The sequence below is a fragment of the Arachidicoccus sp. genome, from assembly GCF_050436765.1.
Classification (GTDB): domain Bacteria; phylum Bacteroidota; class Bacteroidia; order Chitinophagales; family Chitinophagaceae; genus Arachidicoccus.
Genome location: NZ_JBNQGD010000241.1, coordinates 1 through 24,927, shown reverse-complemented (window position 1 = coordinate 24,927; position 24,927 = coordinate 1). Strand labels below are relative to the sequence as shown.

The 24,927-nt window shown below is 36.8% G+C and carries 22 protein-coding genes; 10 read left to right on the top strand and 12 right to left on the bottom strand.

The features are described from left to right. Positions 1–209: 209 nt before the first annotated feature. Positions 210–1,211: a DUF6427 family protein gene (locus ACQR30_RS10585; RefSeq protein ID WP_429734832.1), complete on the bottom strand. Its 1,002-nt coding sequence runs from the start codon at positions 1,209–1,211 to the stop codon at positions 210–212. Between the two features lie 209 nt (positions 1,212–1,420). Between ACQR30_RS10585 and ACQR30_RS10580 the strand changes: the two genes are divergently transcribed. Continuing rightward, positions 1,421–3,406, top strand: a complete 1,986-nt coding sequence (locus ACQR30_RS10580) for a KUP/HAK/KT family potassium transporter (protein WP_429734830.1) — start codon at positions 1,421–1,423, stop codon at positions 3,404–3,406. Between the two features lie 86 nt (positions 3,407–3,492). Beyond that, complete coding sequence (locus tag ACQR30_RS10575; protein WP_429734828.1) at positions 3,493–3,864, top strand: DoxX family membrane protein; 372 nt, start codon at positions 3,493–3,495, stop codon at positions 3,862–3,864. A gap of 35 nt (positions 3,865–3,899) precedes the next feature. Here ACQR30_RS10575 and ACQR30_RS10570 read toward each other — a convergent pair whose 3' ends face one another. From ACQR30_RS10570 to ACQR30_RS10560, 3 genes are all read right to left on the bottom strand, one after another. Then, complete coding sequence (locus ACQR30_RS10570) at positions 3,900–4,868, bottom strand: TerC/Alx family metal homeostasis membrane protein (protein ID WP_429734826.1); 969 nt, start codon at positions 4,866–4,868, stop codon at positions 3,900–3,902. Next, positions 4,865–6,007 carry a cysteine desulfurase family protein gene (locus ACQR30_RS10565; RefSeq protein ID WP_429734824.1) on the bottom strand — a complete coding sequence of 381 codons (1,143 nt, stop codon included), beginning with the start codon at positions 6,005–6,007 and terminating at the stop codon, positions 4,865–4,867. Before ACQR30_RS10565 ends, ACQR30_RS10570 begins: the two co-directional genes overlap by 4 nt. Before the next feature lie 102 nt (positions 6,008–6,109). Next, positions 6,110–7,282: an AIR synthase related protein gene (locus ACQR30_RS10560; protein ID WP_429734822.1), complete on the bottom strand. Its 1,173-nt coding sequence runs from the start codon at positions 7,280–7,282 to the stop codon at positions 6,110–6,112. Positions 7,283–7,907: 625 nt separating this feature from the next. Between ACQR30_RS10560 and ACQR30_RS10555 the strand changes: the two genes are divergently transcribed. Then, complete coding sequence (locus ACQR30_RS10555) at positions 7,908–8,309, top strand: hypothetical protein (RefSeq protein ID WP_429734820.1); 402 nt, start codon at positions 7,908–7,910, stop codon at positions 8,307–8,309. A gap of 239 nt (positions 8,310–8,548) precedes the next feature. On the opposite strand, the gene clpB is transcribed toward ACQR30_RS10555, so the two are convergent. Next, positions 8,549–11,161, bottom strand: coding sequence for an ATP-dependent chaperone ClpB (gene clpB, locus ACQR30_RS10550; protein ID WP_429734818.1), 2,613 nt, complete (start codon positions 11,159–11,161; stop codon positions 8,549–8,551). 289 nt (positions 11,162–11,450) lie between these two features. Here clpB and ACQR30_RS10545 point away from each other — a divergent pair, with 289 nt between their 5' ends. The 6 genes from ACQR30_RS10545 (at position 11,451) to ACQR30_RS10520 (ending at position 16,752) form a co-directional block, all read left to right on the top strand. After that, complete coding sequence (locus ACQR30_RS10545; RefSeq protein WP_429734816.1) at positions 11,451–13,007, top strand: response regulator; 1,557 nt, start codon at positions 11,451–11,453, stop codon at positions 13,005–13,007. A gap of 77 nt (positions 13,008–13,084) precedes the next feature. Further along, entirely contained in the window at positions 13,085–13,645 is a 561-nt protein-coding gene (locus tag ACQR30_RS10540) for a YceD family protein (protein WP_429734814.1), read from the top strand. Between the two features lie 48 nt (positions 13,646–13,693). Next, positions 13,694–13,888: a 50S ribosomal protein L32 gene (gene rpmF, locus ACQR30_RS10535; protein WP_119989572.1), complete on the top strand. Its 195-nt coding sequence runs from the start codon at positions 13,694–13,696 to the stop codon at positions 13,886–13,888. Between the two features lie 60 nt (positions 13,889–13,948). Then, positions 13,949–14,905, top strand: a complete 957-nt coding sequence (plsX, locus tag ACQR30_RS10530; protein ID WP_429734812.1) for a phosphate acyltransferase PlsX — start codon at positions 13,949–13,951, stop codon at positions 14,903–14,905. A 316-nt stretch (positions 14,906–15,221) separates the two neighbouring features. After that, entirely contained in the window at positions 15,222–15,662 is a 441-nt protein-coding gene (locus tag ACQR30_RS10525) for a GNAT family N-acetyltransferase (protein WP_429734810.1), read from the top strand. A gap of 7 nt (positions 15,663–15,669) precedes the next feature. Beyond that, entirely contained in the window at positions 15,670–16,752 is a 1,083-nt protein-coding gene (locus tag ACQR30_RS10520) for an alanine racemase (protein WP_429734808.1), read from the top strand. Positions 16,753–17,065: 313 nt separating this feature from the next. Here the strand turns inward: ACQR30_RS10520 and ACQR30_RS10515 are convergent, their stop codons facing one another. From ACQR30_RS10515 to ACQR30_RS10500, 4 genes are all read right to left on the bottom strand, one after another. Continuing rightward, positions 17,066–18,262 carry a pyridoxal phosphate-dependent aminotransferase gene (locus ACQR30_RS10515; protein WP_429734806.1) on the bottom strand — a complete coding sequence of 399 codons (1,197 nt, stop codon included), beginning with the start codon at positions 18,260–18,262 and terminating at the stop codon, positions 17,066–17,068. A 69-nt stretch (positions 18,263–18,331) separates the two neighbouring features. Beyond that, entirely contained in the window at positions 18,332–19,294 is a 963-nt protein-coding gene (locus ACQR30_RS10510) for a glycosyltransferase family 2 protein (protein WP_429734804.1), read from the bottom strand. 9 nt (positions 19,295–19,303) lie between these two features. Next, positions 19,304–19,819, bottom strand: a complete 516-nt coding sequence (locus ACQR30_RS10505) for a DUF4199 domain-containing protein (RefSeq protein WP_429734802.1) — start codon at positions 19,817–19,819, stop codon at positions 19,304–19,306. An 11-nt stretch (positions 19,820–19,830) separates the two neighbouring features. Continuing rightward, positions 19,831–21,096: a dihydroorotase gene (locus ACQR30_RS10500; RefSeq protein WP_429734800.1), complete on the bottom strand. Its 1,266-nt coding sequence runs from the start codon at positions 21,094–21,096 to the stop codon at positions 19,831–19,833. Between the two features lie 366 nt (positions 21,097–21,462). On the opposite strand from ACQR30_RS10500, the gene ACQR30_RS10495 reads away from it, so the two are divergent. Further along, the gene (locus tag ACQR30_RS10495) at positions 21,463–21,669 is read left to right on the top strand and encodes a helix-turn-helix domain-containing protein (RefSeq protein ID WP_429734798.1); all 207 of its coding nucleotides are present in this window, start codon (positions 21,463–21,465) and stop codon (positions 21,667–21,669) included. Positions 21,670–21,791: 122 nt separating this feature from the next. On the opposite strand, the gene ACQR30_RS10490 is transcribed toward ACQR30_RS10495, so the two are convergent. The 3 genes from ACQR30_RS10490 to ACQR30_RS10480 all read right to left on the bottom strand — a co-directional run. Next, positions 21,792–22,922, bottom strand: coding sequence for a cysteine desulfurase family protein (locus ACQR30_RS10490; RefSeq protein WP_429734796.1), 1,131 nt, complete (start codon positions 22,920–22,922; stop codon positions 21,792–21,794). A gap of 150 nt (positions 22,923–23,072) precedes the next feature. Then, positions 23,073–24,458, bottom strand: a complete 1,386-nt coding sequence (gene glmM, locus ACQR30_RS10485) for a phosphoglucosamine mutase (protein WP_429734794.1) — start codon at positions 24,456–24,458, stop codon at positions 23,073–23,075. Positions 24,459–24,507: 49 nt separating this feature from the next. Next, a partial coding sequence (locus ACQR30_RS10480; protein WP_429734792.1) for a T9SS type A sorting domain-containing protein occupies positions 24,508–24,927 on the bottom strand: 420 nt, incomplete at its 5' end.

The window sequence follows — 24,927 nt, the reverse complement described above, 5'->3', positions numbered from 1 at the left end:
TGTAGAGAAAGTACTTAAATCCTTGTCTTTATGCCACAGCATTTGCACCTCTTTGTTTAAGTCGTTTTGCAAAGCGTCCTGCATGTCACGGTCACAATTAGAGCCTGGGAAAACTACAACGCCAAATTTCATGGATTTAATTTTTTAATTCGAGCACAAAGGTAAAATATTTGAAGAATAATTTGACCATTCGTCGAATCTATATTTAATTACTTGGATGATGCTCTTGTTAAATAATGAATTGCGTCAAAGCTATTGAACCAATTAATAAAAATAAGCAGCCAGAATAAAATAGATAAAAAGATTTTATTTTTATTATAATAAAATAAATTGGCCGCTAAGGCAGCAGCTGCCGGTATTACAAATAAGGTGATTGGCCAATTATAGCCCTTAATAAAAAATGGAATGGGCGCGAGAAAAATAAACAGGATAGTAATGATAATCCAGGATTTGCGAGCCATTATGACAAGTTTGCCAATATTGCTCTGTAAATAAATAAATCCAATGAAAGAAAGGGTTAATATCGATATTGCCATTGTGAATAAGGAAGCTTCACTATCGAAACCTGGTAAATGAAAGGTGAGTTTGGGCAAATAACTAGGCAATAAATTTATTTTATCTAAATAATATAAACCCGCACTTAAAAAATAATAAGGTAGAAGACAACCAATAATATATGTAAATAACTCATTGACTTTGAATGCCCGCAGAATCAAAATAGCCAACAAAACAATGATGGCCAATGGAGCGCAGGCCGGTACCAATAATATACTCAGACCTGTTAAGAGGCCGATATCAAAAATTGCTTTTCCGGAGTGATGGGTATTGTATAGTTTGGTGAGTAAATCAATAAGCCAGATAATAAATATATTTATTATTAAAGCGACACTAATATTGGACCAGGCAGGTAATAGACCCGTAAAAAGTATATAACACATCGCTGTTGTGAAATTAGTATTCGGGAAGAGTCTGTTGTTTCCCAATATATAATTTAAACGCAATGCTTGGATAATGATGATAATATGGAAAAGTAGGGCAATTATAATTGCCGGTAGTTTTGATAAAGGCTGTAATAAAGCGTACATTATTGGATGTTGTGCGTCAATGGCTACAGTTGGGGCTGCAACAAAGAAATGCACGTGCACTACAATACTTAAGATAATTAACCGAAATACCCCCGCTGATGTTCTTTCTTTAAAAAGGCTTACCACTTTACAATTTTAAACTTGCTTAGCTACAAAGATAAAGTTTGTAATACAACAGCTTCCATTTGTTTGTAAATAAAAAAAATTTACTGGATGTCTAACAGCTGTATGTATTTAAAACACTAATTTTGCTCCCTGTTTTTGATTATAGAGAACAATGACGAAACTTATGTTTTCGTTGATCGGAAACATATTGTTAATTAAGTACTTTAAACGTGAATAAAAGCGGAATAAACAAAGCTTCCTTTGCGGGACTGGTAATAGCATTAGGCATAATATATGGAGATATAGGTACCTCTCCTTTATATGTATTAGATGCAATTATGAATCACAATACAATTCCTGCTGGAAGATTCGATGAATTGATTCTTGGCGGGATATCCTGTATAATATGGACGCTTACCTTACAGACAACCATCAAATACGTTGTACTTACATTACGTGCCGATAATAATGGTGAAGGTGGCATTTTTAGTTTATACGCCTTAGTACGACGACAACGCAAATGGTTGGTTATTCCCGCAATGATAGGTGGTGCAGCGTTGTTAGCCGATGGTATCATTACACCTCCAATCACAGTAACTTCTGCTATCGAAGGACTGAAACTTATCCCTGCATTTAAAGATATTGGACTCGATGTAATTGTGCTCATCGTAATGTCTATTATTTCTATATTATTTTTCATGCAACAGTTCGGTACCAATTCTATTGGTAAGTTATTTGGTCCCGTAATGTTGCTTTGGTTTTTAATGATGGCTATTTTAGGGTCAAGACACTTATTGGATAATCTAGGTGTTTTTAGAGCATTCAACCCTTATTATGCTATAAGGCTATTGACGGATTACCCGGGCGGGTTTTGGTTATTGGGAGCCGTGTTTCTATGTACAACGGGAGCAGAAGCATTGTATTCTGATTTGGGACATTGCGGACGAAAAAACATACATATCACTTGGGTTTTTGTGAAGATATGCTTGATTTTAAGCTACATGGGACAAGGTTCCTGGTTAATGGAACAAAATCATTTGGGTACATTGGATTTGAGTAGAAATCCTTTTTTTGCCATCATGCCTGACAGTTTTAGATTTATAGGTATTATTATTGCTACTTTCGCTGCTGTTATTGCATCGCAGGCGTTGATTTCAGGTTCTTTCACACTTATTTCCGAAGCATTACGTTTGAATCTTTGGCCCAAAATGAAGATTAAATATCCAAGCGAAGAGAAAGGTCAGGTATATATTCCCGGCATCAATACTTTATTGTGGATAGGATGTTTGGCTATTGTGTTACATTTTCAGGAATCCACGAAAATGGAAGCAGCTTACGGTTTAGCTATTACTTTATGTATGATAAGTACATCCATTTTGTTCGCCAATTATTTAATAGGAAAAAGAACAAAAAAGAGATGGGTTGTATTATACCTCACGGTATATCTCACGATAGAATTATCATTTCTTGGAGCTAATCTTAATAAGTTTCCACACGGGGGATATGTAGCAATTATTGTTGGCGGTATTTTATTTGGCGTAATGTACGTTTGGTTTCGTGCGCGTAAAATTAAAAACCGTTATGTAGAGTTTGTAAGGCTTGAACATTATATTCCCATGATCCAGGAATTGAGCAATGATAAATCGATTCCCATGTATTCTACGCATTTGGTGTATATGACCAGTGCTAACAATCCAAAAGAAATTGAACATAAGATTATATATTCTATTTTAAATAGGAAGCCTAAACGTGCAGATATTTACTGGTTTGTACACGTTGATATCTTAGACGACCCCTATACAACCGAATTCTCCGTAGAGCACATTATTCCTAATGATATTATTCGGGTAGAATTTAGACTTGGTTTCCGTGTGGAGCAGAAGATACAGTTGATGATGAAACGCGTGGTAGAAGAGCTGTATGCAAACAAAGAAGTAAATATTACCAGCCGCTATGAGAGCCTTGAACGCAATAATGTAGCGGGTGATTTCCGGTTTATTGTTTTAGAAAAGTTCCTTTCAACGGATAATGAATTGCCATTTATCGAAAAACTGATAATGCGCTATTATTTTTGGATAAAACACATCAGCCTCAGTGAAGAACGTGGCTTTGGACTTGACTCCAGTTATGTGCACGTAGAGAAATTCCCACTTATTGTTTCTCCTTCACGTAACTTAAATTTGAGAAGAATCTATCCCGATGGAGAGGAAGCATAGGTGATTTTTATATCCGGGCGGCAAATTTTGTCTAAAATGAATTTTCCTTGATAAAAAAAGGCGTACCTTAACATAAATTTTTATTTATGAAAAAAAATATTGAACTCCGTATTGCCCAAATTATTTTTGCCATACCGTTCTTGTTTTTTGGCATTAATCATTTAATAATGGGCAGCAAAATGGCTGGAATGGTACCTATTTCTCCCGGTACCTTTTGGATTTACCTCACTGGTATTGCACAGATTCTTGCTGCAATAGCTTTTATCATCAATGTGCAAGCTAAGTTGGCTGCTTATCTCTTATCCTTTTTCCTGCTGGTAGTTATTTTGAGCATTCACGTACCTGCTGCAATTAAAGATTTTGCAAGTGGTTCTGCAATGTTGATAAAAGACATAGGATTAATGGGTGGTGCACTGCTGCTTGCGGCTGCACATAATAAGAAAAGCACCTCAGTTTAAATTAGAACAAACGATTTTAATTGCCTGGCAAATCCTTATTTGCTAGGCATTGCTTTTTTTTGATGAGACTTTAAGTAGGAAATTAGAATGCTCACACCCACACAAAACACAATTACCCCAAGAGAAATGAATATAGGGATATGAATTTTAAAGAATTCAATCAGCATCTTTACACCGATAAAAACTAATATTACAGCAATGCCTTGCTGTAAATAGGTGAATTTATTAGCAGCGCCTTTGAGTAAGAAAAACAAACTACGTAAACCAAGCACCGCAAAAATATTGCTTGAATAAATAATCATTATATCGGTTCTGCTAAAAGTCGCTTCAGCACTATCTTTTACCAGGGACACAACAGTGGGAATGCTATCTAAAGCAAAAGCAATATCTGTTACAGCCAGTACAATTACGACCAATGAAAGAATAGTAAACGTCAATTTCCCATTTTCTCTAATCCAATATTTTCCTTTTGGCTCTACGTGGCTGAAAGGCAATATTTTCTGTATCCATTTAAAGAACTTTGAGTCTTGTGGATTCGCGTCGTGCGATTCTTTTTGAAAGAAGAGTTTAATGCCCGTGTATAATAAAAAGAAGCCGAAAATATACATTATCCAGTGGAAGCGGTCAATTAATCCAATACCCACGGCAATGAATATTACACGAAATACAATGGCCAATAGGATGCCGATCAGCAACGCGCGCCCCATATCGCTTTTCTTAATTTTGAAAGCGCTAAAAATAAGAATAAATACGAAGATATTATCGATGCTCAGACTCCATTCCATTAGGTATGCGCTGATGTATTTAGTGGCATGTTCCGAACCGTTTTCTATCCAGACAAATGCCCAAAAAGCCAAGGAGAGCCCAATCCAAAAAATAGTTTGAATCATGGCGGCCTTGATAGTAATTTCTTTTCCTTTTTTACTCATCAAGCCGAGATCAAGTATCAAGGCGATTATCAATACAATCCCGAAAGTGATATATACGAGTGTAGTGTGATTCATTTAAAATGGGTAGTGATTTTTAAATTAGTTATCGTTTCTTTTACGAAATCGATCGTAAAATTTATTTCCTGTTCTGTTGTCCATCTTCCTAAACTAAAACGTATCGAGTTTTTTGAGAGCTGTTCATCTACCGCCATCGCTTCCAAAACATGGCTGGGTTCCACCGATGCGGCGCTGCAAGCAGAGCCAGTAGAAATTGCTATTTTTTTAGTTAAATCTGCTATCAACATTTTGCCGTTGATATTAGCAAATGAGATATTGCTTACGTTAACTAATCTTTTTATTTTGTCACCATTGAGCGAAGTCCCTTCAATTTGCAATAACTCGGTTTCTAACTTATCGCGTAAATTTTTGATCCGGATATCTTCATCTTTAGAAAATAAATCTATTGCTTTTCCTAAAGCGACTATTGAGGGTACATTCAATGTCCCGCTGCGCCAGCCGCGCTGGTGACCACCGCCGTTTATTTGTTCAGCTAAGGCAACTCTCGGATTCTTCCTGGATATATATAATCCGCCAATACCTTTTGGTGCGTATATTTTGTGCCCGGAAAAGCAGAGTAAGTCTATGTAATCCTCCTTTACATTCATTTCTATTTTGCCTATTGCTTGAGTGGCGTCAGAGAAGAAAATTATATTATTCTCTTTTGCAATTTCTCCAATTTTTTTTATCGGCTGAATGACACCAGTCTCATTGTTGGCATACATTACAGCGATTAAAATTGTTGTCGGACGAATAGCTTTTCTTAATGCTTCTATATTAACTAATCCATATTTATCTACAGGGAGATAAGTAATCTGGGCTCCTTGTTTTTCAATTTTCCTACAGGTGTCTAAAACTGCTTTATGTTCTGTTGCAACGGTAATAATGTGATTGCCCTTTTCGACATACATCTCAAACACGCCTTTTATAGCAAGGTTAATGCTTTCAGTGGCGCCTGAAGTGAAAATGATTTCTTGTGCTTCACAATGCAATTTTTGGGCTATTTTCTCTCTTGCAATATCTACTGCTTTCTTGGCATCAAAACCAAAAGGATGTGCACTTGCAGCATTGCCAAACTGTTGCGAAAAGTAAGGGAGCATTTCGTTTAATACCCTTTCATCCACGGGTGTTGTAGCATTATAATCAAGATAAATCATTTCTAATTTTCTGAAATTGCTTCACTGCATTTGCAAATGATAACGACCAAATGAGTCGGTCTTTACAAGGGCGTAGCAGGATTGAAGTAATCTCTTAATTCTTTAATAAGTAATCCAACCCGCAAGGGTTTTCAAATGTAATTCTTTCTTATCCGATGCTTCTGTATAACCAACAATTTTTGCTTCAATGCCCAAAGAATTTGCTGTCTCAATCATTTTTTGCGCTGCCTTTTCATTTGTAAATATTTCCAGGCGATGGCCCATATTAAACACTTGGTACATTTCCTTTTCGTCTGCACCCGAATTTTTTTGTATTAATTCAAAAATGGGTGGGATGTCAAATAAATTGTCTTTGACAATTTTTAAATTTTTGGGTAAATATTTCATGCATTTTGTCTGTCCGCCACCGCTGCAATGAATGACGCCATTGAGCGCGTCAAATTGTTCTTCCAGTAATATTTTCATCAAAGGCGCATATGTGCGAGTAGGTGAAAGTAGTAATTTTCCTGCTGTAATATTGCCAAAACCTTCAATCGCAATTTCATCCGTCATTTTTTGCTGACCGATATAAACTACTTCTTCCGGTAAAATCCCTTCAAAAGTTTCCGGATATTTTCCTGCATAATATTTATCTAGTACATCGTGACGTGCGCTGGTAAGCCCGTTGCTGCCCAAGCCACTATTGTAGTCGGTTTCATAATGGGCTTTCCCGGAGCTGCCAAAGCCCACAATAACATTATTTTCCGATATTTTTTCGTTAGAAATAATTCTACTTTTTTCTTGTCTCGCGCTCATCGTGCCATTTACAGCAATTGTGCGCACCACGTCACCCACATCAGCCGTTTCGCCACCGAGGTAATGAATATGTACGCCGTAGCTTTTCATTTCATCAAAAAAGTCCTGCGTAGCATTAATGACTATTTGTAGTACTTCGCCCGGAATACGGGATTTATTGCGGTCGATGGTAGAAGAAAAAAGAATATTATCGCATATACCTACGCAGAGCAGATCATCTAAATTCATTGCAATCGCATCTTGCGCAATACCTTTCCATACGGAACTATCCCCGGTTTCTTTCCAGTACAAATATGCCAAAATGCTTTTGGTGCCTGCACCATCAGCGTGCATAATATTGATATAGTCTTTGTCACCACCGATATAGTCGGGATACATTTTACAGAAAGCATAAGGGTATAAACCTTGATCGAGGTTTTGAATCGCTTGATGCACTTCTTCTTTTTGGGCCGAAACGCCGCGCTTGGTATATAAACTCATAGGATGCAAAAATAAAAGTTATCTGCGGCTTGAGGAAGTTTTATTTCATTTAAAAATGATTTAATTTGATGTAAGTATTTTGGTTACAGGGAAATGCACAGGTAGCTGTTCGTAAAAAGGCGATTATTTGTTTTTCTATGATTTATCCGAACTTCTTTGCAGCTCAACATGATCATTGAACACGGAAGAATGCGAAAATTAACGTTACAATACCTAAGAATCCCTTTTTCGACGACGTCTGTTCTCCCTATTCATATGACAAGGTTATGCTGATTTCGAAGCTATTGAGGTATTTGATGACGAAAGCCGATTTATTTTACAGAAAAGAGGAAATTTTCGGCAAAAAATTGGGTGAAGATAAATCGATTTTTTTTCGTTAAAAAACTTAGAAAAGCCTTTCCAATGCTTTTATTTCTTTTTATTTGCCTGTATCTTTAGTAGAGCTTTTTAACAAAAACTATTTTGTGCACAACATAGAACCTTTTTTAATTGGAGACATTTATATACTTCAGAAGAAGATGAGCGTTCGCCTTTTTACGGTCGGCAATACAGTGAATTTGAGTATTCACAAGCCATTTATAATTATTATATACATCCCCAGTGGGATGAGTTTGGTAGTAAAACTTTGTACTGCAAAATTTTATGTGCCGATTATGAAATGAAGTTTGCCATCATAGAATTGATTGGGGAATGGAATGATGCTATTGAAAATGATATAATGACCTTAAAGTATGATTTAGCGGATGTTTTGACCAATGAAGGCATTACCCATTTTATTCTTATAGGAGAAAATGTTTTGAACTTTCATTACGATGGGAAAGATTATTACGAAGAATGGTACGAAGAAATCGCTGACAGGAATGGTTGGTTAGTAATGTTGAATTTGTCGCTTCCCGCACAACAGGAATTTAGGAAATACAAGCTGCAATATTTTATAGAATTGATGGAAATAGAAGATTGGCGTGTGTATAAGCCACATCATCTTTTTCAAAAAATTGACGCCATTATCTCCAATAGATTGGCCTAATTTTCTTACTTTATTGGATGACAGCTGTTGTCTTATTGATGAGACAACAATTCTTGGTGGTTCCCATATTTTATGAGGAAAGACTTCGCCGACGTCTGTGAAAGGCCTTGCCACTTCATTGTTGAATAAGTTTTATTTAATTATTAAAAATCGATAAATTATAAGGATTAATAATATGCAAAAATTAAAAGCCGAGAACATTTCGTTTTCGGCTTTAATTCTTATTAGACGTCCAAATATTATTTCTTTATTTCTTCCGGATGTTCGTTTCTAAACACCACTATACCATCAAATACATCTACTAAAACAGGATGCTCTCTGTTTATTTCTCCGGCAAGAATTTTTTTACTTAAAGTATTCACGATTGATTTTTGAATAAACCTTTTTAAGGGTCTGGCACCAAATTGAATATCATAGCCATTTTCTGCCAAATAATCTATCACATAATCACTAAACTCAATCTGGATGCCATTTTCAGCGATCTGTTTTTTTAATTGTTTCAATTGAATATGGATGATATTGCGGATTTGTTTTTTCAATAACGGATGGAACATAATGATTTCGTCAATTCTATTTAAAAACTCGGGACGAATGGTTTCTTTCAATAATTCCATTACATCATTTTTGGCCACTTCTTCGGCTTTTTCAATATCCTTGGCATGTGCCTCAAATGCTTCTTGAATTAGTGGGCTACCGATATTACTGGTCATGATGATAATGGTATTTTTGAAGTTTACCGTACGACCTTTATTATCAGTTAAACGACCATCATCTAAGACCTGCAACAATACATTAAACACATCGGGGTGCGCTTTTTCGATTTCATCGAAAAGCACAACACTATATGGTTTGCGGCGAACTGCTTCCGTTAGCTGGCCGCCTTCATCATAGCCAATATAACCGGGAGGTGCCCCTACCAACCGCGAAACACTATGTTTTTCCTGGTACTCACTCATGTCAATACGTGTCATCATTGTCTCATCATCGAAAAGAAATTCGGCTAATGCTTTTGCCAGCTCTGTTTTGCCGACACCGGTTGTCCCAAGAAAAATGAAGGACCCGATTGGTTTTCTTGGATCGCTCAGGCCAGCTCGGCTACGGCGTATAGCATCTGAAACGGCGACAATGGCGTCTTCCTGGCCTATAACTCTTTCGTGTAAATGTTCTTCCAAATGCAACAACTTTTCCTTCTCACTCTGCAACATTCTGCTAACAGGAATACCAGTAGCACGAGCCACATTTTCTGCGATATCTTCGGCATCTACTTCTTCTTTCAAAAGCCTTTTCTCCGAAATAGCGGACAACTCTTGGGTGTATTTATCAATAATTTCCTGCTGTTCCTTTGTCTTGCCGTAACGTATCTCCGCGACTTGTCCATAGTCACCCTCGCGTTCCGCTTTTTCGGCTCGTAATTTTAATTGTTCAATCTCTGCTTTGGCATTTTGCACTTTTTCTACAATTTCTTTTTCCTGTTGCCACTTAGCTTTATAGGTGTCGCGTTCCACCATCAGATTGCCGATAGTAGTATTTAAATCTTTTAGTTTAGATTTGTCGTTTTCGCGCTTGATAGCTTCACGTTCAATTTCTAATTGACGAATTCTTCTTTCCAGCTCATCTAACTCTTCCGGCATCGAATTCATCTCTAAGCGGAGTTTGGCTGCACTTTCGTCGATTAAGTCAATGGCTTTATCCGGTAAAAAGCGATCAGTAATATAGCGATTGGAAAGTTCGACCGCGGCGATTATTGCTTCATCTTTTATTAACACGTGATGATGCGCTTCATAACGTTCTTTTAATCCACGAAGTATTGAAACGGCGTCTTCAATAGTAGGTTCATCGACTAAAACCTTTTGAAACCGACGCTCTAATGCCTTATCTTTTTCAAAGAATTTTTGGTATTCGGCTAGGGTAGTTGCACCAATGGCACGCAACTCACCTCGCGCCAGTGCAGGTTTTAAAATATTGGCCGCATCCATAGCCCCATCACCACCTCCAGCGCCAACTAGCGTGTGTATTTCGTCGATAAATAGGATGATTTCTCCATTACTTTCAGCCACCTCTTTTATTACCCCTTTTAATCTTTCTTCAAATTCGCCTTTATATTTTGCACCTGCAATTAATAAGCCCATATCCAAAGCGAAAATGATTTTTGACTTTAAATTTTCCGGTACGTCCCCATTCACTATTCTATGTGCTAAGCCTTCAGCTATTGCCGTTTTCCCTACACCCGGTTCACCGACAAGAATAGGATTGTTTTTACTTCTTCGAGAAAGAATATGTAAAGTCCTACGAATTTCTTCATCACGTCCGATAACTGGATCTAGTTTGCCAGCTTGCGCCAATTCGTTCAGGTTTTTGGCGTATTTCTGTATGGCATTAAATTGTTGAGATGCGGTCTGCGAATTTACATTTCCGCTTTTACGTAAATCTTTTATGGCAGCAATCAACCCTTTTTCAGTAAGGCCGGCGTCTTTTAAAATTTTTGCCGTATCATCAGAACCTTCTAAAATAGCCAATAATAAGTGTTCCGGATTGATAAACTCGTCACCGAATTGCTTAATATCTTTATTTGCACGTAGTAATGTATTATTCAATTCGCGACCAACTTGCTGCGCTGGTTCACCACTCGACGCTTTGGGCAAGCGCTCTAAACTTTCATCTAATTTAGATTGGATATAGGCAATGTTGCTATCATTTTTCTTCAACAAAAACTCAATAGAACTATCTTTTTCATTGATTAGCGCTTTGAGTAAATGATTGGTCTCAATATTAAGATCGTTGTTGTCGAAAGACAATTGCTGTGCGGCCTGTATCGACTCCTGCGCCTTAATGGTATAATTATTTAGATTCATAAAAATAATAGATTTTTCTCCTTCAAAGTTAAAAATTAAAATGCTAATGTGACATTAAGGTTTTTACGCTATTTGCATTTTTACTGATCTCCCAGCAATAAATATACAGATTGCATTAATCGGAAATAATGGCGTAGTTTTTGAGAATAAGGTGACGGAAAGTCTTATCAGCAGAGTGTTGTATGCAATACTGGCCGAAAGTAAATTGTAAATTTTATCCAAAATAAAACTGGTTGTAATAAAACTATTAAGGAAACAGTATCTTTAATTATATTGAAATAAGACGAAAATGGCTAATGCAAAGATTGTATGGGTGGACGATGAAATAGATGGCCTAAAATCGCTGCAGATATTTCTGGTGCAAAAAGGATATGAGGTGACAACCTTTACAAATGGCTTTGATGCTATTGAAGCTATCAAAGAAAATCAACCGGACGTGGTCTTATTAGACGAATCGATGCCGGGTATTAGTGGCTTGGAAACTTTGTCTAAAATAAAAGCAATTTATCCATTGACTCCCGTGGTTTTGATTACAAAAAATGAGACGGAGAATTTAATGGAGGAAGCCATTGGTAGTAAAATTTCAGATTATTTAATAAAGCCTGTCCATCCGAATCAGGTGTTACTTTGTTTAAAGAAAATTTTAGATAATAAGCGTTTAATCGCTGAGAAAACAGTAACCGATTATCAGCAAGAATTTCGCCATTTATTTACAGCACTGAATGATAAACCCGACCATAACGAATGGATGGATATTTATAAGAAATTGGTGTATTGGGAATTGGAAATGGAAAAAAGCAATAGTCCGGAAATGCAGGAGATATTGCAAACACAGAAGCAGGATGCCAATGCGGAATTCTTTAAATTTATCTCGAAAAATTATTTGGACTGGATGCGCGATGACACGATTGACAAGCCGATAATGAGTAACAATTTGTTAAAAGAGAAGGTTCTTCCTTTATTAGAAGACGATGTACCTGTTTTCTTTATTCTCATTGATAATCTGCGCTTCGACCAGTGGAAAACCATACAGCCCCTATTTGCCGATCTTTTTAAAATAGTAAAAGAAGACAGTTATTATAGTATTTTGCCCACCGCGACGCAATATTGCCGTAACGCTATTTTCTCAGGGTTGATGCCTGTAGAAATTGAAAAGAAATTCCCTAATCAATGGAAGAATGACGAAGAGGAGGGCGGGAAAAACTTACATGAAGAAGATTTTCTAGCATCGTTTATAGGTCGACTTCAAAAGAAAGACATTAAATTCAGCTATACGAAGGTGGTTAATAACCATGAGGCGCAACATTTGGTAAGCCATATACATGACATGTTGAATAATGACTTGAATGTTATTGTTTACAATTTTGTGGATATGCTTAGTCACTCACGTACCGAATTAGAAGTTTTAAAAGAATTGGCGGGAGATGAAATTGGTTACAGGAGTATCACCAAAAGCTGGTTTGAGCACAGTTCTTTAAAGCAGGCACTGAAAAAAATCGCTGGTAAAAAAATAAAATTGGTTATCACTACCGATCATGGAAGTGTGCAGGTATGTACACCTTACAAAATTATTGGAGACAAACAAACGACCGCTAATTTGCGCTATAAGCATGGCCGTAACTTGAATTTTAATGCTAAAGATGTTCTATCTTTTCGAAACCCTCAAGAAGCCGGTTTGCCATCGCCCAATGTAAATTCATCCTTTGTATTTGCCAAAGAGGATGGTTTTTTGTGTTATCCGAATAATTATAACTATTATGTAAATTTTTATAAAAGCACTTTTCAGCATGGGGGTGTAAGTTTGGAAGAGATGATTGTCCCGGTAATACAATTGGAGAGTAAATAATCGCCAGTATTGAAATTAAAACAATATTTGCTGGTTCAGATATAAATTTTTACCTTTGTGCGCCTAAATTTGAGGATATGAATAACCACCGAGCATACGAAATAGCATTTGTGGGCTTAAAACCAGGTGTTCATACTTTTGATTATAAGGTAAGCGATAAGTTCTTTGCAGATTATGGGCAACAAGATTTTGATAATTGCGATGTTAGCATAAAACTAACTTTAGAAAAAAATGCATCGCTCTTATTGTTGAAATTTGACATTGCAGGGACAGTAAATGTGCTTTGCGATCGTTGTGCCAATACCATTGTAAAGGATCTTTGGGATGAATTTAATATGGTTGTAAAAATGGTGGAAAACCCCGATGAGATGAATAATCAAGAGGAAGATCCCGATATTTATTATATAAAATATAATGAAAGCCATTTGCATATTGCCGATTGGATTTATGAATTTGTAAATTTAAGTATTCCGGCACAAAGAAATTGTGGGGAAGATGAACAGGGTGGATCGAAATGTAATCCTGAAGTATTGAAGAAACTGGATCAGATGAAAGCAGATGCACAGGCATCTACACATAATGTTTGGAAAGATTTAGACAAATTAAAAGACTTGGAAGAAGAAGCCGATTTGAATTAAAATTTGTCAATTAAAAATTATCAATAACAACTAAAAATTGAAATAGTCATGCCAAATCCTAAACGCAGACATTCACAACAACGTAGTGCCAAAAGAAGAACGCATTATGTAGCACAAGAAGTAACATTGAGTAAAGATGGTACTACTGGTGAAACACATTTACGCCATCGTGCACATGTAAGCGAAGGTAAATTGTACTACAAAGGGAAACTTGTTGCAGAAAAAGCGCCTTTAAAAGCGTAGTTTTTTCAAAACAATTTAGTTCCTATATTGAACAATTTATTTTTCAATTAAAAACACACAATGCCCAACGTCAACATTGGAATAGATATGATGGGTGGTGATTATGCCCCCTGTGAAGCGGTAAAAGGTCTAGCTCTTTACCTCAATAATAATTCCAACCAGAGTTCGGTGTTGTGTATTGGTAATGAAGCTGAGTTAAAGCCTTTGCTGGAAAGTTGTGATTTAGTTACCGATGAAAGGGTAAGTATCGTTCACGCTGAAGAAGTCATTGGCTATAACGAACACCCTACCAAAGCCTTAAAGGAAAAGCCAAAATCTTCTATTGCGATAGGATTTAAACTTTTAGCTTCTGGGCAGATTGATGCGTTTATCAGCGCAGGAAATACAGGTGCGATGTTGGTAAGTGCTATGTATTCTATAAAAGCTGTTGAGGGAGTCCTTCGTCCTACAATTCCGACCCTTGTTCCAAAGTTAAATGGTGGAACCGGGCTTTTGTTGGATGTGGGGTTGAACGCGGATTGCAAGCCCGAACAGTTGAATCAGTTTGCATTGATGGGTAGTGAGTATGCTAAACATGTATTAAATATCCCCAATGCTAGAGTGGGACTTCTAAATGTTGGTGAAGAGGAAGGTAAGGGAAATATCCTCTGTCAAGCAACCTATCCTTTACTCAAAGAAAATACGCAAATTAATTTTTGTGGGAATATAGAAGGGCGGGACCTGTTTAAGGATAATGCGGATGTAATAGTTTGTGATGGGTTCACGGGAAACGTGGTTTTGAAGATGGCAGAATCCATCTATGATATAGCTGCTCACCGGCAAATGGAAAATGATGAGTTTTTTCATCGCTTTCATTATGAAAACTACGGAGGTACGCCGGTTTTGGGTATTACTAAGCCAGTAGTCATCGGTCATGGGATTAGCAATGATAAAGCATTTAAAAACATGATTATTCAAGCAGAGATAATGATTAAATCTAACTTCTGCGATAAAATAAAAGCTGTATTTTCTTTATAAAATTTTGTTAAGTAAGATTCACAAAGGCCCGAACAAATATACTTGTTCGGGCCTTTTACTTCTGTAGATGGGACTGTAGGTCTGCTAGCAAAAATGGCCTTAAAATTAATTTTCGTATCTTAGCCACCGAAGCTTTTCAGGCGCTTGACTATTGCATTACATTTAACTGGAAATACCAAGGCCAATTTCAATAAATTAAATGGCCAATTTTTTAAAACACGCTTATACCTGAAAGCAATTCGTCTAATTATACAAGACAGCAATAATTATTTGTAAGTGTGCGGTAATTTCTCTTTAAGAGAGGAAATATTATATTATGTTATTTATAAAAGTTTTCACGTCGCAGTCATTTGTGCCCGATAAAGATTTGGAACAATTGGCGGATTTCCTATTTATACATTTAGCAGAATATGGCGATACCATTTCCGCTATAAAAAAGGCGATTGATTACGCAATGAGCGAGGCGTCGCCGGGGGGCTATTTGTTTTTAACGATGGATAATGACAAATTGGTAGCCGCAGCGGTAGTCAATAAAACGGGAATGAAAGAATATATTCCGGAAAATATTTTGGTATATATTGCTACACACCAAAATTATCGCGGCCAAGGCGTCGGTAAACAATTGATGCAAAAAATAATGGATAACATACATGGCGATATTGCCTTGCATGTGGAACCACAAAATCCGGCCAAAAAGTTGTACGAAAAATTTGGCTTCGTTAATAAGTACTTGGAAATGCGGTTTATCAACAAATAAAATGGGTATGGCGTTTATTACACTGAATACACAAAAGCTAAAAGATAATTATATACATCTGGATAATTTTTTTGGACGTCATCATATTCATTGGGCGGTAGTAAGTAAATTATTGTGCGGGAACAGAAAATATCTTGAGAGCCTTATTCATCTGGGTGTTCAACAAGTTTGTGATTCGAGAGTTTCCAATTTGAAAACGATTAAATCTATCAATTCTTCCGTAGAAACGATTTATATAAAGCCGCCCCCAAAACGTTCAGTAACAAGTGTCGTGAAATATGCCGACATTAGTTTTAATACTGAATTATCCACTATGAACTTGCTTTCAAAAGCGGCGGTAGAGGCTAATAAGATACACAAAGTAGTTATCATGATTGAACTGGGGGAATTGCGCGAAGGTGTGATGCGCGAAAATTTGGTAGAATTTTATTCCGATGTTTTTAAGTTGCCCAATATTGAAGTAATAGGAATTGGCGCTAATCTTACATGTATGTATGGCGTACTACCCAACCATGATAAGTTGATACAATTGTGTATTTATAAACAGTTGATTGAAGTTAAATATAATAAAAAGATACCCTTTGTTTCGGGTGGAGCTTCCGTTACGATTTCGCTGCTGGACAAAGGATTGTTGCCAAATGGTATTAATCATTTCAGGGTAGGTGAAACATTGTATTTGGGTACCGATGTTTATAACAATACTGCATATGAGAATATGCATAATGACGTTTTTAAACTCTATGCGGAAGTCATCGAAATGAGTGAAAAGCCCATGGTGCCAATGGGCGAAATAGGTCATAACCTAAGTGGTGAAAAACTTGCGTTTGACCCTACAAATGCAAATGAAAACGCACATCGTGCCATTATCGATTTAGGCCTTTTAGATATTGAATCAGATCATTTGATTCCTTGTGACCCTGATATGCGCATTGCGGGAGTGAGTTCGGATATGATGGTGATTGATTTAGGAGAGAACCCTCGACATGTCAAAACAGGTGATCTTATTGAATTTAAAATGGATTATTTGGGTGTATTACGCATAATGCACTCAAAATATATTGAAAAAAGGTTTGAAGGGGCAGCTTTGTAGTTATCTATTTAAAGGAGCATATTCACCCGATTATCGAATAAAAAAGGTCCATGGTAGAAACCACAGACCGTCTTCGATTGCTTGCCATATGAAAAAAAGGTAAAACTAGTTTTTTGCTTTGTTTTATTATGACCACAAAGTTAATGTTGTAACTGTTATTAAAACACTAACAATATGTAAAACTTGTTTTAAAGAATAAGTATTGAATCCTCCCTGGATCTAAATAAGCATTCCTGTTTAATCTTATTGTAGATTAAAATAGCCCGACAGAATTAAATTCTTTCGGGCTATTGTACGATTGAGTTATATTTAATTATCGGTTAGCATATTGTTTTAGTGCTATTGCAAGGCAATCCATCGCGTTTTCAATATCTTCTGTATTCAATACATATGCAAGACGTACTTCATTTGAGCCTAATCCTTTTGTAGCATAAAATCCCGGTGCGGGCGCCATCATAAGTGTTTGACCCTTGTATGAAAAATCTTCCAGCAACCATTGACAAAATTTTTCTGCATCGTCAACAGGTAATTTTGCCATGGCATAAAAAGCGCCGCCAGGATTTGGGCAGAAGACTCCCTCCATTGCATTTAACCTTTTTACTAAAATGTCTCTCCTTCTTTTATATTCGGCTCTTGTTGCGTCAAAATAGTTTGCAGGTAAATCTGTAGCAGCCTCCCCTAGTATCTGGGCTAGGCCAGGTGGGCTTAGGCGTGCCTGTGCCAATTTTAAAACTGTTTGTAACACAAGTTGATTGCGCGTTACCAATGCTCCGATACGGGCACCACAAGCACTATAACGCTTGCTTATGGTATCCATTAATATTACATTCTCCTGGACGCCTTCCAGTTGCATGGCGCTAAAATGAGATCCTTCATAGCAAAATTCGCGATAGGCTTCATCAGAAAAAAGATAAAGGTTGTGTTTTAAAATTATCTCCTTAATCGTTTCCATCTCTTCGCGGCTGTATAGGTAACCGGTAGGATTGTTAGGGTTGCAAATAATAATTGCTTTGGTTTTGGGGGTAATCAATTTTTCAAAATCTTTTACAGGAGGCAAAGCAAAACCGTTATCAATGGACGATGTTATGGGGATTACTCTGACTCCGGCTTCTACGGCGAACCCATTATAATTGGCATAAAAAGGTTCTGGAATAATTACTTCATCGCCAGCATCCAAGCAGGCCATAAAACCGAACAAGATAGCCTCAGAACCTCCAGTCGTAATCAGTATTTCTTCTGGTGTTACATCAATTTTATTGCGTTTATAATATTGCACTAATTTTTTCCTATAGCTCTCATTACCCGCGCTATGACTATATTCCAATACTCTTAAATGGGTATTTGCCACGGCTTTTAGAATGGATGGAGGTGTTTCAATATCTGGTTGTCCAATGTTGAGATGATATACTTTAACGCCTCGAGCTTTTGCAGCTTCAGCATAGGGGACAAGTTTACGGATAGGGGATTCGGGCATCTCTGCCCCGCGTTGACTGATTCTTAGTTTTGACATTATATGAAGTATAAATTATGGGTTTTAAACAACAGGTTCCCTATTTAAAACTCATTAGTTGTCGTAAAATTAATCGATTCCTAGTTTCTTTTCAATTAAATATACATTTCTATCCGCAGCATTTCTAGTGATTAATTCTCCAATAAAACCTGCAAGAAATAATTGCATACCGATAATCATAGCTGTAAGTGAAATATAAAATAACGGGCTATTAGTCAGTCCGACAAGTGGGTGTATAAACTTTGAAATAATTAAATAAATGCTACAGATAAAACCCACTAAAAAGCACAAACTGCCATAAAGGCCAAAAAAATGCATGGGCCTCTTCCCAAAACGGCTGATAAATGAGATCGTTCCGAGGTCTAAAAATCCATTCACAAAACGCTCCCAACCAAATTTAGTAACGCCATATTTACGGGCACGGTGTTCTACCACTTTTTCTCCAATGTTTTTAAATCCCGCCCATTTAGCTAAAACCGGAATGTAGCGATGCATTTCGCCATATACTTCTATACTTTTGACTACTTTATTACGATAGGCCTTTAATCCGCAATTGAAATCGTGCAATTTTATACCGGAACTCCTTCTTGCCGCGGCATTAAATAATTTTGAGGGTAGATTTTTGGTGAGTTTATTGTCGTAACGCTTTTTTTTCCAACCGCTTACCAAATCGAAGCCGCCATCCATTATCATTTTATACAATTCAGGCACTTCGTCCGGGCTGTCTTGCATATCCGCGTCCATGGTGATGATGACTTCCCCCATAGCCGCTTTAAATCCTTCGTTTAGGGCAGCAGATTTTCCGTAATTACGCTGAAATTTTATGCCCTTGAAATTGGTATTGATTTTTGCTATGGATTGGATTTCCATCCAACTATTATCGGTACTTCCATCATCAATCATAATTACTTCGTACGTGAAATTGTTTTCTTTCATGACACGTGTAATCCATTCGCTTAATTCGCGCAGCGATTCATCCTCATTAAATAAAGGAACAATGATGGAAATATTAATCATAGTTGAGTTATACATGTTTATATTTTATTCGCCAAAAGGATTGGCTGCTTTCGGATTTTTCTTTGCGATAGCGGCGCCTATCAATGAAGCAATTGCGCCCAATATTGCATACATAAAAATCGTTCCGCCAATAACAAAGGTCATAAAGAATTTTTTCCCAATGGCTGCACCCTTTGCCATTTGCTCCTCTGATAGTCCTTGTGATAACATTTTTGCACGTTGAGACTGCATTAATTGATCAGGCAAATCAGGGAAAAGAACTTTAAACATTAAAACGCTCCATATGATCATGATCAAGGCCACCAACGCCGAGGTTTTAAAGCCTTGTGCAAATAAATTGCCAAAAGTTACATTACCGTCTTTTTCTTTCGAATATTGTAAACAAATCATACAAATACCTATAATGAATACCAAATATGAAATCAATCCCAATCCCTTATTTTGCATTTGGTTGGTAAAATAAAGGACAAGTTCAATGACAATAATGATCAGCGAAATTATTAGTGCACCCATTAAATGTGCATTTTGTTTCTTTTCCATACGGTGAAGCTTTATTTGTTAATAAAAATTTTATTTTTTGAAATTGTCGCTATTATTTCTCCTTTTAAGGGCTTGCCAAAAAGAGGAGAGTTGTTTGATTTACTCTTATTTTTTTCTTTAGTAAAAATAGTGTTTCCTGCTGGATTAAAGACAGTTAGGTCCGCTTCAGCGCCCTCTGCTATTTTAGATCTATTTAATTGAAATATTTTGGATGCATTAAAAGAAAATAAATCGGCTGTTTGCTCAGCGCTTAAACCAGGGATTGATTCCAGAACAACAGGATAAGCCGTTTGTAAACCAATCATGCCATTTTTAGCATATTCAAATTCTTTGTCTTTATCGTCGTTATGTTGAGGGAAATGATGGGTTGCAATGGCATCAATGATTCCCTCTAAAATACCTTTCCTCAGTGCTTCACGATCTGATTTTGTTCTTAAAGGCGGGTTGAGTTTTAAATTGGTATCGTAAGATTGTAAATCTTCATCGGTAAATAATAAATGATAAGGGGTAACGCTGCAAGTAATTTGCAGACCTTCTGTTTTTGCCCTTGCAATTAATTCGACGCTTTTCGCCGAAGAAATTCCTGTGATATGTAATCTGCTTTCGGTATAACGCAACAGTTCTATATCGCGCATTATTATCAGCTCTTCTGCGATGGCCGGCAGTCCTGGCAATCCCAGCTGAGTAGAAATAATTCCTTCATTTATTAAACCATAAGTACCAACGGTCGTGTCAAAAGGTTGCTGTATTAAAACACCATCGAATGCTTTTACATATTGCAATGCTTTGAGGAATAATCCCGGCGATTGTATCGGATGCAACCCATCTGAAAATGCGATGGCTCCCGCATTGTACATATCATACATTTCGGAAAGATTGCTGCCTTCTGCATTTTTTGTAATAGCCCCGATTGGAAAAATTTGAACCGGCAGTGATTTTGATTTCTCTTTAATATAAGCTACTTGGGCTTTGTTGTCAACGACCGGATGTGTATTTGCGATAGTAAAAACTTTCGTAAATCCCCCAGCAAAAGCTGCCTCAGCACCAGATTCTAGCGTTTCACGATGTTCCAACCCAGGGTCGGAAAAATGTGTAAAAATATCTATCCAACCGGTAGAAACGAAAGCTTGGTCGGCTTGAATAATTTGTATATCGTCTTTTGATAGATGCTCGCCAATTGTTTGAATAATACCATTCTCAATTAAAATATCTTTCTTCTTTAAATGATAGGGGGAAGAATCATCTATAATTGTTACATTTCTCAAGAGTACATTCATAGCGATAAGTAGAAATTTGTCGCAAGATAGGAAAAAAGTTCTTTCAGTTGTTTGTTCAAGTTGGATACTTGCCTTTTATCATTTGACCGATCAGATTATGCGATATTGAAAATAAATTTTCATTGTTTCAATTTTTCATTGACGAAGGCCTGTTTATTGCTAATCAATAAATATTGATTAATATTGCACTAATAGCTCGCCATGCAAACAAAAGTTTACTGCACCAAGGTTATGTTATCGAGAATCTAATTCAGTTTTGGGTGGGCAGTCAAATATATATTAATAGCAGCTGTTATTTACGTTATTGCCGCTATTTTTGAAAGGGAAGTTGAAATACAAACAGAAAACGAATTAACTGTATAAGCTATGCCAATTATTGTAAACTTGGATGTGATGATGGCTAAACGAAAAATGTCTCTGAACGAACTTTCACAGAAGGTTGAACTGACATTATCTAATCTATCTATTTTGAAAACGGGGAAGGCGAAAGCCATTCGCTTTAGCACGCTTGATGCTATTTGTAAAGCACTAGATTGCCAACCGGGGGATATTCTGGAATTTGTGGTGCAGTAGTATTATTGCTTATAATTGAAGTTGTTTCAAATCATTTTTAAAACCGTGCAGGAGGGCTCGGCTAATACAGACGGCTAAGCATAGTTTATCGCGAAAATGACATAACAGAAGTCATCTCCTGTTTAGATAATTTCTTTCAATTTGGCTACTACTACGTCAACTTCTTCCTTAGTGTTCTGTTTTGAAAAGGAAAAGCGTACTGCAACCGTATCTTCATCTGGATAGAGGGCGTTGATAACGTGTGATCCTTGACTGGCACCACTTGTGCAGGCGCTACCGCCTGAAACACAAATGTTATTAATATCTAAATTGAATAAAAGCATTTCTGATTTTTCGTTTTTCGGGAAGCCGGCATTTAAGACTGTATAAAGGCTTTCGCCTAATACATCTCCGTGAAAAGTTACACGGGGTATTTCGCCCACTAGCTTATCATACATATATCTTTTCAATTCCTGAATATAGGCACTTTCTTTTTCGTAATTGTCTGTGGCCATTTGTAAGGCTTTGGCAAATCCTACAATGCCATAAACGTTTTCTGTGCCGGCACGCATATTTCTTTCTTGTGAGCCCCCATTAATAAATGGCTTTATTTTTACATCTTCATTAATATATAAAATGCCGATGCCTTTTGGTCCATGAAATTTGTGACCTGCGGAGGTAATAAAGTGTACTGGTGTTTCTCTTAAATTGAAAGGGTAGTGACCTACAGTTTGTACAGTGTCACAATGAAAAATAGCATCATATTTTTTACAAAGTTGTCCAACTGCGTGAATGTCCAGAATGTTACCGATTTCGTTATTGGCATGTAAGAGTGTAACCAATGTTTTTCCACGACGATGTTCTAATAATTCTTCCAGGTTTTTTATGTCTATGTGTCCATCCGGGAGTAGTTTTACATGACTTAATTCTGCCTCGCCAGTGCTTTGTAAATGGTCAGTTGTATGTATCGTGGCGTGATGCTCAATTGTTGAGGTTATAATATGTTTGCAGCCTAAGTCACGTACTGCAGCAGTAATTGCAGTATTGCTGCTTTCAGTTCCTCCACTGGTGAAAAATATTTCTGCAGGGTGCGCGTTCAAAATTTTTGCGACTGTTTTTCGGGCGTTTTCTACGGCCAATCTCGTTTCTCTGCCGTAGCTGTATATAGAAGATGGATTTCCAAAATTTGTAGTCAGATAAGGCATCATCGCGTCTAAAACTTCTTTGTCCAGAGAAGTAGTAGCTGCATTGTCAAAATAAATCCTATTATTCATTACTTAAAAATTTCTGTTGAAAATTAGTCATACATTGAAATGAAAATGCGTACAATTTAAATTGTACGCAAATTAATAATTGCAAAGATACGTGCTACTACTATATTAAAACACTATGCTTTTTGTATAGGGCGCTAATTAAGTTTAAAGTTACATTGTTTCTTTTATGTCTTGCATTATGCGTTTTGCAATGTTTTCTGCGGTAGTAGGAGATGTACTTTCCGCATAGATACGCACAATTGGTTCGGTATTGCTGGTACGTAAGTGTACCCAATCTTTATCAAATTCAATTTTCAATCCATCTTCTTTGTTAATGGGATTGTTTTTGTATTTAGAAATAACATGTTCGAATACTTTTGAAATGTTAATGCCGTTTTCCAGTTCTATTTTATTTTTTGAAATAAAATAATTAGGATAATGACTGCGCAAATGATGTGCACTTTTTTTATCGGATAACAGGGATAAAAACAGTGCAATACCAATTAAGGCATCACGGCCGTAATGCAAGTCCGGAACGATAACGCCCCCGTTTCCTTCCCCACCAATGACTGCATTTACTTCTTTCATCCTATCGACGACATTTACTTCACCTACGGCGCTTGCCGTATAAATTCCACCTGCTTTTTCAGTGATATCACGTAATGCGCGGGTCGAAGACATGTTACTTACTGTATTGCCTTTTTTGTGTTGCAAAATATAATCTGCTACGGCAACCAATGTGTATTCTTCACCAAACAAAGAACCGTCTTCACAAACGAAGCATAACCTATCCACATCAGGATCTACTGCTATGCCCAGGTCCGCTTTTCTTTGTTTTACTTCATTGCATAAATTATTTAAATGCTCTGGCAAGGGTTCCGGATTATGGGCAAATTTTCCGTTTACCTCTTTATTTAAAACGATGATATTGGCATCTTCCACACCCAGTGCTTTTAATAATTCCGGCACTGCGATAGCACCTGTACTATTGATGGCATCCACTACAATTTTAAACCCTTTTTCTTTTATTGCCTGGACTTTAACTAGCGGATATTTTACGACTGCGTCAATGTGTTTTGCTAATGCTGTTTCATTGATAGCATAGCTACCTAATTTATCCACAGCTACAAAATCAAATGATTCTTCAGCAGCTATATCTAGAATTTTCTTACCAACCTCCGCACTAATAAATTCTCCTTTTTCATTAAGCAATTTCAGCGCATTCCATTCTTTTGGGTTATGGCTTGCTGTGATGATAATGCCACCGGCTGCAGATTCAAATAATACGGCCATTTCTACAGTCGGGGTAGTGCTAAGGCCGACGTCTATGACGTCTAAACCAACTGCATTTAATGTAGAAATGACTAAACGTTGAACCATGTCTCCACTCATTCTACCATCGCGACCAACTACAATTTTGCAATTTTGTTTGTTGTTTTGTTTTATCCAAGTACCATAAGCCGCAGCGAACTTCACTACATCCAAAGGGCTTAAAGTTTCGCCGGGTTGCCCCCCAATAGTTCCACGAATTCCAGAAATGCTTTTTATTAAAGGCATATGTTGTTTTTAAGGTTATTGTTATATGTCAGCTAGAGGAGTTAAAGAATTAATTTTTTACTTGGAATTTGCCGCTCTCCAGAATTTTACCATCGGCATCTCTAAGTTGGTAGACATATAGCCCTCTAAAAAAATTCTCCAGCGTTATCTTTATTAAACTGTTGGTTATATTAAACTCCTTCATTTCCCTACCCGTAAAACTATAAATGTGCAGCTTTGAGGAATTTTGTACATTATTGTCAAATTTAAAACTGATGTAAGATACCGCAGGGTTTGGGTAGCAGGTAATTAGTTTGTTTGTATCAAAAAATGAACTATGAATATTCTTCTCATCATTAAGAGAATCCTTTGAATGACATGTTGTAGAGGCCTTGATGTTATTCCTTAAAGAGGCAAACATCATCAAAAAACTAACAGCCAGCAATATATTTTTTCGTTTTATAATTATATTTAGAATCATAATATCCCA